The 15243-nt window shown below is 66.4% G+C and carries 13 protein-coding genes; 8 read left to right on the top strand and 5 right to left on the bottom strand.

Annotated features, from left to right (window positions below; all coding sequences use genetic code 11):
- Positions 1-280: 280 nt before the first annotated feature.
- Positions 281-1219 carry a spermidine synthase gene (locus tag AB4Y42_RS27995; RefSeq protein WP_368690891.1) on the bottom strand — a complete coding sequence of 313 codons (939 nt, stop codon included), beginning with the start codon at positions 1217-1219 and terminating at the stop codon, positions 281-283.
- Positions 1220-1702: 483 nt separating this feature from the next.
- On the opposite strand from AB4Y42_RS27995, the gene AB4Y42_RS27990 reads away from it, so the two are divergent.
- Together AB4Y42_RS27990 and AB4Y42_RS27985 are read left to right on the top strand one after the other, a co-directional pair.
- On the top strand, positions 1703-2236 hold the full coding sequence (locus AB4Y42_RS27990; RefSeq protein ID WP_368690892.1) for a hypothetical protein: 534 nt from the start codon (positions 1703-1705) through the stop codon (positions 2234-2236).
- 31 nt (positions 2237-2267) lie between these two features.
- Positions 2268-2855 carry a hypothetical protein gene (locus tag AB4Y42_RS27985; RefSeq protein ID WP_069265370.1) on the top strand — a complete coding sequence of 196 codons (588 nt, stop codon included), beginning with the start codon at positions 2268-2270 and terminating at the stop codon, positions 2853-2855.
- 69 nt (positions 2856-2924) lie between these two features.
- On the opposite strand, the gene AB4Y42_RS27980 is transcribed toward AB4Y42_RS27985, so the two are convergent.
- From AB4Y42_RS27980 to AB4Y42_RS27965, 4 genes are all read right to left on the bottom strand, one after another.
- Positions 2925-3425 carry a DNA-deoxyinosine glycosylase gene (locus tag AB4Y42_RS27980; RefSeq protein WP_368695963.1) on the bottom strand — a complete coding sequence of 167 codons (501 nt, stop codon included), beginning with the start codon at positions 3423-3425 and terminating at the stop codon, positions 2925-2927.
- A 19-nt stretch (positions 3426-3444) separates the two neighbouring features.
- Positions 3445-4101, bottom strand: a complete 657-nt coding sequence (locus AB4Y42_RS27975) for a chorismate lyase (RefSeq protein WP_368695962.1) — start codon at positions 4099-4101, stop codon at positions 3445-3447.
- A gap of 113 nt (positions 4102-4214) precedes the next feature.
- Positions 4215-6128: a molecular chaperone HtpG gene (htpG, locus tag AB4Y42_RS27970; protein ID WP_368695961.1), complete on the bottom strand. Its 1914-nt coding sequence runs from the start codon at positions 6126-6128 to the stop codon at positions 4215-4217.
- Positions 6129-6264: 136 nt separating this feature from the next.
- The gene (locus AB4Y42_RS27965; RefSeq protein WP_368695960.1) at positions 6265-7761 is read right to left on the bottom strand and encodes a PLP-dependent aminotransferase family protein; all 1497 of its coding nucleotides are present in this window, start codon (positions 7759-7761) and stop codon (positions 6265-6267) included.
- A gap of 194 nt (positions 7762-7955) precedes the next feature.
- Between AB4Y42_RS27965 and AB4Y42_RS27960 the strand changes: the two genes are divergently transcribed.
- From AB4Y42_RS27960 to AB4Y42_RS27935, 6 genes are all read left to right on the top strand, one after another.
- Positions 7956-8657, top strand: a complete 702-nt coding sequence (locus AB4Y42_RS27960; RefSeq protein WP_368695959.1) for a VOC family protein — start codon at positions 7956-7958, stop codon at positions 8655-8657.
- A 22-nt stretch (positions 8658-8679) separates the two neighbouring features.
- A complete protein-coding gene (locus AB4Y42_RS27955; protein WP_368695958.1) occupies positions 8680-9585 on the top strand; it encodes a DMT family transporter in 906 nt (301 codons plus the stop codon).
- Between the two features lie 109 nt (positions 9586-9694).
- Positions 9695-10894 (top strand): PLP-dependent aminotransferase family protein, encoded by a 1200-nt coding sequence (locus AB4Y42_RS27950; protein WP_069265376.1) that lies wholly within the window; start codon positions 9695-9697, stop codon positions 10892-10894.
- Between the two features lie 72 nt (positions 10895-10966).
- The gene (locus AB4Y42_RS27945) at positions 10967-11431 is read left to right on the top strand and encodes a RidA family protein (RefSeq protein WP_069265377.1); all 465 of its coding nucleotides are present in this window, start codon (positions 10967-10969) and stop codon (positions 11429-11431) included.
- Positions 11432-11564: 133 nt separating this feature from the next.
- On the top strand, positions 11565-12443 hold the full coding sequence (locus tag AB4Y42_RS27940; protein WP_368695957.1) for a PhzF family phenazine biosynthesis protein: 879 nt from the start codon (positions 11565-11567) through the stop codon (positions 12441-12443).
- Between the two features lie 320 nt (positions 12444-12763).
- The gene (locus AB4Y42_RS27935) at positions 12764-15139 is read left to right on the top strand and encodes an EAL domain-containing protein (RefSeq protein ID WP_368695956.1); all 2376 of its coding nucleotides are present in this window, start codon (positions 12764-12766) and stop codon (positions 15137-15139) included.
- Positions 15140-15243: the final 104 nt, after the last annotated feature.

Genomic DNA, 15243 nt, shown 5'->3' with positions numbered 1-15243 from the left:
TCTGCGGTCCGCCGCCCGGCGTGAGGCGGCCGATGGCCTCACGGACGGATAATCCGCAAGGTCCCCGAAAGCGCTGAAAAGAGTATCGAGGCCACGCCGCACGGTCAAGCAGGGCGGACCCCAATTCCGAGGACGTTGTCAAGAGCCAACGGCTTGCGCCGCGTCGTGATAATTGCCCGGAAATGCGCTATGCAGGCGAGCAGGCGAAAAAAAACCGGCCCAGGGATGCCCCTGAAGCCGGTTTTCCGTGCCGCAACGGCATTGCTGCCGTTCGCGCGGATCAGATCGAGAACGTTGCGCCGTGCTGGCCGCTCGATTCGCGCAGCGCCTTGACCCACTGGTGCGCCGGCAGGCCGAGCTTGCTTTCGAGCAGGCGCGCGCGCTTTTCGAGCGCATCGAAGGAGACCTCGAGCGCCGGGCCCGAGAACGCGAGCGCGACGCGATTGCCTTCGTGCACTTCGGGCAGCGCGATCACGCGGCCTTCGAAGGCTTCGTTCAGGCGCTTCATGTTGCGCACGAAGCTCGGGTGGTCGCCGAACAGGTTGATGGTCGCGACGCCGGCATCGGTCAGGCAGGCGCGCACGGCGCGGTAGAACGCCACGCTGTCGAGCACCGGGCCGCGCGCGGTCGCGTCGTACACGTCGATCTGCAGCGCGCCGATAGTGCCGTGATTGGCGCGATCCTGCACGAAGTCCCACGCGTCGAGTTCGCGCACGGTGAGGCGCGCGTCGTCGTACGGCAGGTCGAACATCGTGCGCGCGGCCACCACGACCGCCGGATTCAGCTCGATCGCCTCGACCTTCGCGGGACGCAGATAGCGGTGCGCGAACTTGGTGAGCGCGGCGGCGCCCAGACCCAGTTGCACGATGCGCTCGGGCGTGGCGAGGAACAGCAGCCAGGCCATCATCTGCTGCGCGTATTCCAGTTCGATGTGCAGCGGCTTTGCCAGACGCATCGCGCCCTGCACCCACTCCGTGCCGAAGTGCAGATAGCGCACACCGTTCTCTTCCGAGAACGTGACCGGCGCGAAACGCGGCTTGCGCGGCGCTTCGATGACCGGGGCGTTGTCGAGTTCGTCGGCGTCGGCAGCGGCCGCGGCGCGGCGCGGGCGCTTCGTGACCTTTGCGGTCTTGCTCGCGGTCTCGCCCGATTGCGTCGCGTTGGCGGTTTGCTTGAATGCGCGGGCCTCGGCGGAGGCGCGCTTGATGAGAGTCGTCATGTAGAAAATCGCTTGCTGTGAGGACGCAAATGCAGGTGCATTTGCTCAGGCGACCGAGAGCATAGCATTCGCGGCGCTTCGAGCCGGATTTGGCAGGCACTTCGAGCGCCTGGCCCACGCGCTGCGCGAGTCAGTGACTGTCGCCTGGGCAGGCGCCTGGCATGTGCGTCATGGGCAAAATGATCAGGGGCAGACGTTTCTTGTTCGTTATGGTCCCGTGTCCCGACGGGATCAGCGCGCGCCGCAGCGTGCTGCGGAACCATGCTAGCGCGGCGAGTTTGCAGCGCGCTTAGGTTTGTGTGCACCAGCACTCGTAGGCGCATCGGTGCGCAGTCTCGCAGACTCAAGATTCGCAATTCAGCGCCGATATTCCTCCAGGAGACCAAAACTGATCCGGCGCACAAGACCGAAAGTCTCCGAGGCAGCAGAGTTCCGCAATCACAAGGTAAAACAAATATGTTCAACACCGTGCGAACCATCGGCGTGATCGCGCCGCTCCTGTTTCTGACCGCATGTGCTGTGGTCGCTCCGCCGTACTCTCCCGACGTCGACAATATCCAGTCGCTCAAGAACGTGACCGCTGCGCACGCGAAAGTCGGCGCATTCGATTCCCAGGCAGACGCAAAAAATCCGTATCCGGTTCCCTTGCGTGCAAATAGCTTGAAGTCGCCGGTCGGCAATTCATTCGGCGCCTATCTTGCCGATGCAATGACGAAGGAATTGCAGATGGCCGGCAAGCTTTCTCCGGAAAGCGATGTCGAGATCAAGGCGACGCTACTGGAAAACGACATCGACGTCGGCGTTGCAACCGGCGCTGCACGACTGTCGGCACGCTTCATCGTGATGCGATCGGGCAGCGTGCGTTATGACCAGGTGAAATCCGCGCACACGCAATGGGATTCGGCGTTCGCGGCCATGATCGCAGTACCGAAGGCGCGCGAAGAATATCCGCTCGCCGTGCAGAAGTTGCTCGGCGAACTCTACGCCGACCCTGCCTTCATTCAGGCAATCCAATAACTCAACCAGCCTACACCGGGGAACGAACACCATGACAATGATTCGAATGATCGCAGCGGCAAGCGTGGTCGCCGCACTTTCAGGCTGTGCGCACGAAATTTCGCTGACCGGCGACGCAAGCAAGATTCCGACGCTCTCGACGCAACCGCTCGACAAGTCCGTGGGTCTCGTGATTACGGACGACGAGTTGTCGAAGGAAGTGATCACGCCCGGCGGCGGCGGCGACAAGGTGAGCTATCACCCGTACCACGACCTCGAACTGCCGATGTACGTTGGACTCGGTCACGTGTTCAAGAACGTGACCAAGCTCAAAAGCGCACCGGATGCGGCAACGATTCAGGCCAAGCATCTCGACTACGTGATCACGCCGACGATCAAGACGACGTCGTCGTCCCCTAGCCTTCTCACCTGGCCGCCCACGGATTTCTCGGTCACGCTTGCCTGCACCGTCACGGACCCGAGCGGCCAGACCGTGACCACAACGGACGTGACGGGAACCGGCCACGCGGAGTTTAGTGAGTTCAAGCGCAACTTCAGCCTGGCTGGCCAGCTTGCAACGGCCGATGCGGTGACCAGGTTGCAGTCTGCGCTCGCGACGGCGCCCGAATTGCAGAAGTAACGCTTCGACGGCGCGGCTGGAGCGACTATCCGGCCGCGCACTTTTGCCGTGTATTGACAGGCGCAGCGGTCACGGCGCAACCCACTTGCGCAGCTTCTCCCACTCGCGCAACTTTCCCGCATAAGGCACGGCCGCATACGCCGGGCTGCTCGACGGTAGCTTGACGAGATCGAGCGATACGCGGCTCACCGCCAGCGCCTGCGTGCCGATCTTCGCAGCCGTCCCGCCGTTGAACGCAATACACGCCAGATTGGGCAACGTGGCGATCAGTGCCACGAGATCGTTCGCCGCGTGGTCGCGAATGCGGCTATCGAGACTGCCTTCGCGTTTCGCTTGCGCAATGACGTCCCACAGCCCCACGCGATGCTCGAGCAGCGCTTGCAGTCGCGCTTCGTAGTTCATGCCCGGCAGCGCTTCGCCAATCACATCGCCGATCAAATGCCAGAACTTGTTCTGCTTATGCGCGTAATACTGCTGATGCGCGAGCGACGCCTCGCCCGGCAAGCTGCCGAGAATGAGCACACGCGTATGCGCATCGACGACGGGATCGAAGCAGCGCTTGAAAGTCATGGCAACGGATGCGGCACGTTCAACGCGGCGCGTGATGCGCGCGCGAGGCGGTGTGATCGAGCGGGCCGCGTTCGCGTCCGAGATGCACGCCGGTTTCTTGCGCCAAAGGCCCGCTTGCAAGGCGCGACCACAGCGCGGGCAGCATGCATTCGGTCACGAGCAGCGGCGCGCCTGCGCGCTCGAATACCGAGCGGCGCGCGACGAACGCATGCGGCGTGTGCTTCGGCTCGAGCATGAGCTCGCGCGCCGCGAGTGGGTAGAGCGGATGCCGCGCGCTCACGCGCCGGCTCACGAGCGCGGAGCGCGCCACACCACTGTCGCTATAGAGCAGCTCCGCGAGCGGCCGCGTGCGCAAGCGGCGCATGGCCTGCCACACGCCTTGACTCGCGGCGAGCGGCGTCACGCTGTGCGCGGCGACGAACGGCACGCCATCGACTTCGAGCACGATCTCGCGCACCCACGCGCGCTCGCGCAGCGCGAGTCCAAGTGCGGCGCACTCATCGGGCCAGGGCAGGTCGACGGTTTCGCGCGTGACCCGCACCACGACGCGGCCGAGCGTGCGCAAATGCGCCGTGAGCGAACCGCCGCGCGTGAGCCAGTCCTTCTGGTCGGCGCTCAAGGCGGGCAAGGGCGTAACGCGCCAGTGCGCGTTAGCGGCATCGAATCGAAGAGGCATGGCGCGCATTATAGGCTGCGAGGATTTCAGTTCGCTGCGAGCGCGGCGCGCAAAAGAAAAACCCCTTGCAGCGCTTAGCCGCAAGGGGTTTCGCTCATGCAAAACCGCGCGCGTTAACCGGCGCGGGCAATCAGCAATGCGTTCGTACGCTTGACGAAGCTGGCCGGATCTTCCAGCGCGCCGCCTTCCGCCAGCAACGCCTGATCGAACAGGAGATTGCACCAGTCGCCGAAGTCCGCGCTATCGGTGCGCAGCGCCTTCACGAGCGGATGCTCCGGGTTCACTTCGAGGATCGGCTGCATCTGCGGCGCCTGTTGTCCCGCCGCCTTCAGCATGCGCTGCAGGTAACCGCTCATGTCGCCTTCGTCGGCCACGAGGCACGAGGGCGAATCGGTCAGGCGGAACGTGAGGCGCACGTCCTTGGCCTTGTCCTTGAGCGCTTCCTTCATGTGCTCGACGAGCGGCTTGAGTTCTTCGCTCACCTTCTCCTGCTGCTGCTTTTCCTCGTCGTTGAGCGCGCCCAGGTCGAGGTCGCCGCGCGCCACGCTCGCGAGCGGCTTGCCGTCGAACTCGTTGAGGAACGACAGCATCCACTCGTCCACGCGGTCCGTGAGGAGCAGCACTTCCACGCCCTTCTTGCGGAACACTTCGAGGTGCGGGCTGTGGGTCGCGCCTTGCCACGTGTCGGCGGTGACGTAGTAGATCTTCGTCTGCTCGGGCTTCATGCGTGCAACGTAGTCGGCGAGCGTGACGGTCTGCTCGTTCGTGTCGTTGTGCGTGGACGCGAAGCGCGCCAGCTTCGCCACGCGCTCGCGGTTGGCGTGATCCTCGCCGATGCCTTCCTTGAGCACCTGGCCGAACTCGGCCCAGAACGTGGCGTACTTCGCCTTGTCCTCTTCGCTTGCTTCGGCGTCCGTCACAGCGTTGGCCATCTCTTCGAGCATCGACAGCACGCGCTTGGTCACGCCGTCGCGAATCGCCTTGACGTCGCGGCTTTCCTGAAGGATTTCGCGCGAGACGTTGAGCGGCAGATCGCTCGAATCGACCACGCCCTTCACGAAGCGCAGATAGTTCGGCAGCAACTGCTCGGCGTCGTCCATGATGAACACGCGCTTCACGTAGAGCTTCAGACCGCTCTTGTGATCGCGATTCCACAGGTCGAACGGCGCATGCGACGGCACGTAAAGGAGTTGCGTATATTCGCTGCGGCCTTCCACGCGGTTATGCGTCCACGCGAGCGGATTCTGATGGTCGTGCGCGAGGTGCTGATAGAACTGCTGATACTGCTCGTCGCTGATCTCGCTCTTCGAACGCGTCCACAGCGCGCTCGCCTGGTTGATGGTCTCGTACTCGTCCTTCGTGACCATCTCGCTCTTTTCGGCGTCCCATTCTTCCTTCTTCATCTCGATGGGCAGGCCGACGTGATCCGAATACTTCTGGATGATCGACTTGATCTTCCAGGCGGAAAGCAGTTCGTCCTCGCCTTCGCGCAGATGCAGCGTGATCGTCGTGCCGCGCTGCGCGCGCTCGATCGTCTCGACGGCGAACTCGCCCTCGCCCGCGCTCGTCCAGCGCACGCCTTCGGCGGCCGTCAGGCCCGCGCGGCGGCTTTCCACGGTGATCTTGTCCGCGACGATGAAGCCCGAATAGAAGCCCACGCCGAACTGGCCGATCAGCGCCGCGTCCTTCTGCTGGTCGCCCGAGAGCCTGCCGAAGAATTCCTTCGTGCCCGAGCGCGCGATCGTACCGAGGTGCGACACGGCTTCGTCGTGGCTCATGCCGATGCCGTTGTCGTCGATCGTGATGGTGCGCGCTTCCTTGTCGAAGCCCACGCGGATGCGCAGGTTCGGATCGTTCTCATAGAGCGCGCTGTTGGCGATCGCCTCGAAGCGCAGCTTGTCCGCCGCGTCCGATGCGTTCGAGATCAGCTCGCGCAGGAAGATTTCCTTGTTGCTGTACAGCGAATGGATCATGAGGTGCAGAAGTTGTTTCACTTCTGCCTGGAAGCTCATGGTTTCTTGTGCCATGGTCGAGAGTCCTCTTTCGTTGCAGTTCTAGTCTGACAAATTTGTGGCCGCGAGTTCGAGGCAATTCGCATCGCGGCGCGCCGCCCGCCCAGTTGGGGACAGACGGCGCCGGTTTCAAGAGCCGCCGACCGCGAATTCACGTTTGCGCGCCGCCGCCGCGCCGCGCCGCGCCCTCGAGGTAGTCGGCGAGGAACGCGGGCAGCGCCGGGTCGCCGCAGTTGGCGATGTTGAAGCGCATCCACGTGGTGGGCGACTGGTGCGGCGAGAACAGGCTCCCCGGCGTGAGCAGAAAGCCCGCTTCGTGGCCCGCCGCGGTGAGCGCGTCCGCGTCGACGCCGGTGTCGGCCCACAGGAACATGCCGGCGCCCGGCGCCGCGAAGAGGCGCAAGCCGGCGCGCTCGAGCATGCGCGCGGCCTTGTCGCGCACGCCATCGAGCCGGCCGCGCAGGCGCTCCACGTGACGCCGGTAGTGGCCCTCCGTGAGCACGCGGTAGAGCACGCGCTCGTTGAGCTCCGGACTCGTCATGCCGACGAGCATTTTCTGGTCCGCCACCGCCTGGGTCACGTCGAGCGCACTCGCGATATAACCCACGCGCAGGTTCGGCGCGAGCGTCTTCGAAAAGCTGCCGAGGTAGATCACGCGGCGAAGCTGGTCGAGACTCGCGAGGCGCGTGGCCGGGTAGCCCGCCGGGCAGAGGTCGCCGTAGATATCGTCTTCGACGACGATGAAGTCGTACTGTTCGGCAAGCCGCAGAATGCGGAACGCCTGTGCGGCGGTCAGCGAGGTGCCCGTGGGATTTTGCAGCACCGAATTGATGACGAGCATTTTCGGCCGCCAGGTCTCGACCAGCGCTTCGAGCGCGTCGAGGTCCGGACCTTCGGGCGTGTACGGCATGCCGACGAGCCGCGCGCCCTGCGAGGCGAAGCGCCCGAACATCTGGAACCACGCGGGGTCGCCCACGATCACCGTGTCGCCGGGCTGCACGTAGATGCGCGCGAGCAGGTCGATCGCCTGGGTGATGCCCGACACGAGCACGATCTGCTCGGGCGTCGCGCCGATCTCGAGTTCCGCCATGCGCGTCTGGAGCTGCTGGCGCAGCGGCAGGAAGCCTTGCGGCGAGCCGAAGCCGAGCAGCTGCGTGCCGCTCTGGCGGCCAAGCGAGCGCATCGCGCCGGTCAGCAGCTCGCCGTCCAGCCAGCGCGCGGGCAGATAGCCCAGACCCGGCCCTTTTTCCGGCCGCGTGGACGTGTGAAGCATGTTGCGCAGCAGCCAGACCACGTCGATGGTGGGCGGCGCGGGGGCGGCAACCGCGTCGGCGCGCGCCGGGACGCCCGCGGCCACCGGCTGGCGTTCGCCGCCCGTCACGAGTGCCAGGCGCTCGCGCACGTAAAAGCCGGAGCCGCGCCGCGAGTCGAGGTAGCCCTGCGCGACCAGACGCTCGTACGCCTCGACCACGGTGAAGCGCGACACGCCCTTGTCGAGCGCGAGCTTGCGAATGGACGGCATGCGCATGCCGGGGCGGAACACGCGCTCCTCGATGCGGCGGCGGCCCCACTGCACGAGCTGGTCGACGAGCGTGAGCGTAGCCGCGTCGTGCGGGGCGGGAATCTGGTCTAGCGGTACGGAGGACATGAGGACTCCCTGAACTTGAACTGTACAGAGCACTATCGGGCCGATTGTACCGTTACTGTCTGCAGCCATACCGGTACATTTGATCGCATGCGTACCGGTAAGGATGCGGTTGCGGCGTCGGCACACTGTTCAGGCGCGCACCCCTGCCCTCCTCGTTCCGGCCCCTGGAAACTTCTGGCTCCGATCGCCCGCCCATGAACGCCTCGCCGCTTCGCCTCGATCATCTCGTCGTTGCCGCGCGCACGCTGGAAGAAGGCGTGCAGTACGTGAGCGACGCGCTCGGCGTCGCGCCCTCGGGCGGCGGCGCTCACCCGCTCATGCGCACGCACAACCGTCTGCTCGGGCTGTGGGGTGGCGCGTATCTGGAGGTCATCGCGGTCGATCCGGCGGCGAAGAGTGGAACAAGCAGCGACGCGAACGCCCGCGCGCGCCTGTTCGCGCTCGATGACCCGGCCGTAGAGGCACGCCTCGAACAGGGGCCGTACCTCTCGCATTGGGTGGCACGCGTCGATCCGCCGAAGAGCCTCGCGCGCTGGCGCGAGCAGTATCCCCAGCGCATTCCCGCGCTCGTGCCGATGACGCGCGGCGACTTCTCGTGGCAGCTCACGGTGCCGGAGGACGGCGCCTTCCCATCCTGGCAAGGCGCGGGCGACGGCATTCTGCCCTCGCTGATCCAGTGGGACACGGCGCATCATCCGTCGCTGGTGCTGGCCGACACCGGCATCGCGCTCACCTCGCTCACCGGCTTTCACCGCGCGGCGCAAGCGGCGCGCGAGCAGCTTCAGTGGCTCGGCGCGGCGCACCTGATCGCCGTGGAGGAAGCCCTCTCGCCCGCGCTCGTCGCGCAGTTCGAAACCCCGTCCGGTCCGCGCACGCTCGGCGCGCCGGCACGCTGATCCGTCGAGCGCAAAGTCCCGCATGAAAGCACGCGAAACCCAAGGCATGCTGCTCGGCCTCGTCGGCGTCATGATCTTCAGCCTGACGCTGCCGATGACGCGCATCGTCGTCGCCGAATTCCACCCGCTCCTGAACGGCCTCGGCCGCGCGCTCGCCGCCGCCGTGCCGGCCGCGCTGCTGCTCGCCATCCGCCGCGAGAAATGGCCCACGTGGCCGCAGGTCAAGAGCCTCGCTGTGGTGTCGCTTGGCGTGATCGTCGCGTTTCCGGTGTTTTCCGCCTTCGCGATGAAGACCGTGCCGGCCTCGCACGGCGCCATCGTCAACGGCCTGCAGCCGCTCGCCGTGGCGATCTACGCCGCGTGGCTCTCGCACGAGCGGCCCTCGAAGGCGTTCTGGGCCAGCGCGCTGATCGGCAGCGCGCTCGTGGTCGCGTTCGCGCTCCAGGCGGGCGGCGGCTCGCTGCACGCGGGCGACGCGTGGATGCTCATCGCGGTGGGCATCGGTGCGCTCGGCTACGCCGAAGGCGCGCGCCTTGCGCGCCAGCTCGGCGGCTGGCAGGTGATCTGCTGGGCGCTCGTGCTCTCGGCGCCGTTCCTCGTGTTGCCGGTGGGCGGGCTCGCGTGGGCCCATCACATGGCGCATCCGGGCCCCGTCGCACTCAAGACCTGGCTCGCCTTCGGCTACGTCACGCTGTTTTCGCAGTTCATCGGCTTTTTCGCGTGGTACGCGGGGCTCGCCATGGGCGGCACGGCACGCGTGGGCCAGGTGCAGCTGCTGCAGATTTTCTTCACGATGGCGTTCTCGGCGCTCTTTTTCGGCGAGCAGGTCGCGCCCTCGGCATGGCTCTACGCCGCCGCGGTGATCGCCACGGTCGTGCTGGGCCGCCGCGCGACGATCCGCACGGCCCCCGCGCCAGCACGCGCATGAGCCGGTTTCGCGTCATAATTCAAGGTTTTCGGCGGCATCCGGCGGCACGCGATCGCGCCCCATGCCGCCACTGAATCCGTCACTCGCCTCACCCCAACAAGGAGACCCCATGGACCAGAGCGATCTCAAGGCCGCGCCCGCGTGGCAACTGTCCGAGCGTGCAATCAAGCTGACCAGCTCGGCGATTCGCGAAATCCTGAAGGTCACCGAGCGTCCCGAAGTCATTTCGTTCGCGGGCGGCCTGCCCGCGCCGGCCAGCTTCCCGGCCGAGGAAATGCGCGCCGCGGCCGACCGCATCCTGCGCGACGACCCCTCGGGCGCCCTCCAGTACAGCGCGACCGAAGGCTATATGCCGCTGCGCGAATGGATTGCCGCGCGCCACTCGGTGGGCGGCGTGACAGTGCGTCCCTCGCAGGTGCTCATCACCACGGGTTCGCAGCAGGCGCTCGACCTGATCGGCAAGGTGCTGGTCTGCCCCAATAGCCCGGTGCTCGTCGAAACGCCCACCTACCTCGGCGCGCTGCAATCGTTCTCGCTTTACGAGCCGAAGTACGTCCAGGTCCCGACCGACGAGAAGGGCCTCGTGCCCGAAGGCCTGACGCCCGAGCTCACGGCCGGCGCACGCCTGCTCTACGCGATCCCGAACTTCCAGAACCCCACGGGCCGCCGCCTGCCGCTCGAGCGCCGCCAGGCGCTCGCGGAATTCGCGAAGCACTCGCCCTTCCCCGTGATCGAAGACGACCCCTACGGCGCGCTGCTCTACGCGGGCGAGCCGCTGCCGACGGTGCACTCGCTCGCTCCCGAGCATGTCGTGCATCTGGGCTCGTTCTCGAAGATCCTGGCCCCGGGCCTGCGCGTGGGCTACATCATTGCGCCCGAAGACCTGCACTTCAAGCTCGTGCAGGCCAAGCAGGCCACCGATCTGCACACGCCGAGCTTCACGCAGCGCATCGTCTACGAGGTGGTGAAGGACGGCTTCCTCGACACGCACATCCCGAAGGTGCGCGCGCTCTATCGCGACCAGTGCGAGGCGATGCTCGACTCGCTCAAGCGCAACATGCCCGAAGGCGTGAGCTGGAACCGCCCCGAAGGCGGCATGTTCATCTGGGTGACGCTGCCCTCGAACATCGACAGCATGAAGCTGCTGGCCGAAGCCGTCGCGCAGAACGTGGCCTTCGTGCCCGGCGCGCCGTTCTTCGCCGACGAGCCGCAACACAACAAGCTGCGCCTGTCGTTCGTCACGGTGCCGCCCGCGAAGATCGAAGAAGGCGTCGCGAAGCTCGCGGCCCTGATCCGCGCGCACGCCTGACACAAGCCCGGCGAATGCCTGGCGTCACGCCAGGCCTTTTCCGACTCAACACCCGAACGAGGAATCCTGATCATGGCTGACATCAACATTTACGACCGTCTCGAACAGCTCGGCATCACCCTGCCCCAGGCAGGCGCGCCCGCCGCGGCCTACGTGATGAGCGCCCAGAGCGGCAACACGGTGTATCTGTCGGGTCACATTGCCAAGAAGGACGGCAAGGTGTGGGCCGGCAAGCTGGGCGAGTCGCTCACGACCGAAGAAGGCAAGGCCGCCGCGCGCTCGATCGCGATCGACCTGCTCGCCACGCTGCACGCCCACACGGGCGACCTCAACAAGGTCAAGCGCGTGGTCAAGCTGATGAGCCTCGTGAATTCGACGCTCACCTTCACCGAGCAGCACGTCGTCACGAACGGCGCTTCGGAGCTGATCGCCGACGTGTTCGGCGAGAAGGGCAAGCACGCGCGCTCGGCCTTCGGCGTCGCGCAGATTCCGCTTGGCGCATGCGTCGAGATCGAGCTGATCGCCGAAGTCGAGTAAGCCGCATCGGCGACCTTTGGTAACGTGCGCGGACCGGCATCGAGGTCCGCGCGCGGCCCCGCATTTTCTGTTGTGCGTTCGCGCAACCTGGCGCGCCGCTTGCGCCGCTCTCCCCTTCCACGATCGTCCCGCCATGACCCAGCCCAGCGTCCGCTTCAAACAGGTCGACGTCTTCACGTCGGTACCCTTCAAGGGCAACCCGCTCGCCGTGGTGTTCGACGCCGACGGCTTGAGCGGCGACGAGATGCAGGCCATCGCGCGCTGGACCAATCTTTCGGAAACGAGCTTCCTGCTCGCCCCCGCCGACGCGCGCGCCGACTATCGCGTGCGCATCTTCACGACCAAGGGCGAACTGCCGTTCGCGGGCCATCCGACGCTCGGCACGGCGCACGCGTTTCTCGAAAGCGGCCGCGCGCCGAAGACGCCCGGCCGCCTCGTGCAGGAATGCGGCGCGGGTCTCATCGATCTGGCCGCCGCGGAGAACGGCGCATGGGCCTTCGCCGCGCCGCCCGCGCGCGTGACGCCGCTCGCCGCCGCACAGTTCGACGCATTGCGCACGGCGCTGCGCTCGGAAGCCATCGACTTCTCAGCGGCGCCCTGCGGCGTCGACAACGGCGCGCCCTGGCTCGTCGTGCGCCTCGCGTCGGCGCAAGCGGTGCTCGCGCTCGACGTCGACTCCGAAGCGATCGAAGCCGTTGCCGCGAGCGTGGGTACACATGGCGTGGCCGCCTACGGCCCGCACGAGGCCGATGGTCCCGCAACCTTCGAAGTGCGCTGCCTCATGACCGGGCTCGGCAAGGGCGAAGACCCCGTCACCGGCAGCGCGAACGCCGCCATCGCCATGCTGCTCGAACAGCAGAACCGGCGTCCGGGCACACGCTATACGGTGCGTCAAGGCACGGCGCTCGGCCGCGACGGGCGCGTGCGCGTCGACTATGACGATGCGGCGAAAAAGATCTGGATTGGCGGCCACTCGGTGACAGTCGTCGACGGGACCTGCCGGCTCGGCTAAGCGCCCGCAGCAGCACCGCCGCTTCATGCAAGGTGCATCGACCACGATGCACCGCCTCGCAGCTATGCACCGCACATGGGCATTGCACGCGCGTTGAGGCGACCCTCGCGTATACCCGGGGGACCACAGCTTCCTTAATCATTCCCCAACCAGTAATATCGAAATATCGGACGCACGACGCGTCCGGCGTGCATTGCGCGCGCGCAATGCACGTATTCCCCCAGCCATCCGCTATTCATGCCGCCGACTCAACCGAGCGCATCCTTGCCGTTCCGGCCGCCGCATCCGCGGTGTGAGCTCCCGCGCCTACGGCGGCCGCGATGAGCACCACGCGGGGTCCGTTCTCGCGCGATTCGAGCCTGCGCAACGCGCCTGGCCCGGCCTACACGCGTCCGCGCGCGCTGCTCGCCATTCCGCTGCTCGGCGTGCTGGTGCTCGTGCTGCTGTGGGCGGTCATCTTCACGCGTCTGTCGGTCGAGAAGGAAGCGACCATGCGCGAGGCCACGGCCTCGGCGGCGATCCTCTCGGCGGCGCTCGAACAGCACACCGTCAAGGCGATCCACCAGGTCGACCAGATCACGCGCTTCGTGAAGTACGAGTTCGAAAAGTCGCCGGGCCGCTTCGATCTCGGCAGCACGGTCGAGAAGGGTGTGGTGCAGAGCGACTCGCTCGTGCAGGTGTCGATCATCGACGAGCACGGCACGCTCGTCGCCAACACGGCCGACCCGAATCCCAAGCCCATCGACCTCTCGGACCGCGAGCACTTCAAGGTGCACGAGCACGAGAACGACGACCAGCTCTATATCAGCAAGCCGGTGCTCGGCCGCGTGTCCGGCCACTGGACCCTGCAGATGACGCGCCGCCTCAATCATCCGGACGGCTCGTTCGCGGGCGTCGTCGTGGTTTCTGAGGACCCGAGCTACTTCACGAGCGACTTCTACAACAACGCCGCGATCGGCCGCGACGGCGTGATCGCCGTGATCTCGGACAGCGGCGCCGTGCTCGCGCGCCGCACGGGCAGCGCCGAGCGCGCGAACGGCACGTTCTCCGCGAGCGGCGTGTATCCCATTTCCGAGCATGTGTCGGGCACCTACGCCGACCCGATCGATCACGTCACGCGCATCGTCTCGTACCGCCATATCGATGGCTATCCGCTCGCCGTGCTGGTCGGTCTCTCGCAGGCCGAGGAATTCGCCGACTACAACCACACGCGCGACGTCTACCTGATGATGGCGACGTTCATCTCGCTCGCCATGCTCTCGTTCTTCGCCGTCGCCACGGGACTGATCGGCAAGCTGCTCGGGCGCGAGCGCGAGATGTCGCAGCTCGTGCAGTACGACCTCCTCACGGGCCTGCCCAACCGCTACGCGACGCTGCAGCGTCTGCGCCATGAAGTCTCGCAGCCGGGCAACCTCGGGCGGCTCGCCATCCTCTTCATCGACCTCGACAACTTCAAGACGGTCAACGACACGCTCGGCCACAACGCCGGCGACATCGTGTTGCAGATGAGCGCCGCGCGCCTCGCCGACGCCGTGGGCGGCGCGGGCACGCTCGCGCGCATCGGCGGCGACGAGTTCGTCGTGATCGTGAAGGGCGACGACATCGAAAAGCGCGCCATCGCGCTCGCCGAAGCCACCAACGCCGCGTTCACACATCCGTTCGACGTGCGCGGCAGCGCCTTCGTACTGCACGCGAGCACGGGCATCGCGCTCTTCGCGGTCGCGCACGAAAGCGAAATCGATCTGCTCAAGAAGGCCGATCTCGCGATGTACGCCGCGAAGGAGGCCGGACGCAACTGCTTTCGCTTCTACTCGCCGCAGCTCGCCCACCGCGCCGACCACCTGATGAAGTGGGAGCAGCAGCTGCGCGTGGCGCTCGCCGAGGACCAGCTCTTTCTCGCCTATCAGCCGAAGATCGATCTGCGCCGGCGCTGCATCACGGGCTTCGAGGCGCTCGTGCGCTGGAACCATCCGCAATACGGGCTGATTCCCGCGGGCGAATTCATTCCCGTGGCCGAATCCACGGGCCTCATCGTGCCGGTAGGCGACTTCGTGATCCGCACCGCGTGCGCGCAGCTCGCGCAGTGGCAGCAGCAGGGCTACGAGTCGCTCACGCTCGCCATCAACATCTCGGCGGTGCAGTTCTGGCGCGGCGACCTGTACGAGACCGTGGCGCGCGCCATCGAGGAAACCGGCATTGCCGCGCACCGGCTCGAACTCGAGATCACCGAAACCGCGATGATGGAGTACCCGGAGCTGGTATCGGAGAAGATCTTCGCGCTCAAGCGCCTTGGCGTGCGCGTCGCGCTCGACGACTTCGGCACCGGTTATTCGTCGCTCTCCTACCTGAACCGCTTCGCCGTCGACACGCTCAAGGTCGACCGCTCGTTCGTGCAGGCCATCCCCGCGGACCGCAGCGTGTGCGTGATGGTCTCGGCGATCGTCAATCTCGCGCGCTCGCTCGGGCTCACGGTGGTCGTCGAGGGCACCGAAACCGAGGAGCAGATCGCGTGGCTCTCCGCGCTCGGCCCGATCGAGGCGCAGGGCTTCCTGTTCTCGCGCCCCGTGCCCGTGGAAGGCGTGGCCGCGCTGATCGAGCGCTTCGGCGTGTGCAGCGCGACGCAGCCGGCGGGCACGCAAGCCGCACGCGAAGATCGCCGCAACGAGCGCCTGAGCGACGCGCCGCAATCGCGCTGACGCCTCGCTATCGCGCGAGTTGCGCATTAGCCACGCGTTTTCCAGTGAGTTGCGCGAACCGCGTGCCTTCGCGCACAGACCCGCACGGACTTTCGCACGCATGA

This window comes from Paraburkholderia sp. EG286B (genome assembly GCF_040965655.1).
Taxonomy (GTDB): domain Bacteria; phylum Pseudomonadota; class Gammaproteobacteria; order Burkholderiales; family Burkholderiaceae; genus Paraburkholderia.
The sequence above is the reverse complement of the archived record's forward strand: the minus strand, read 5'-3'. Positions and strand labels throughout refer to the sequence as shown.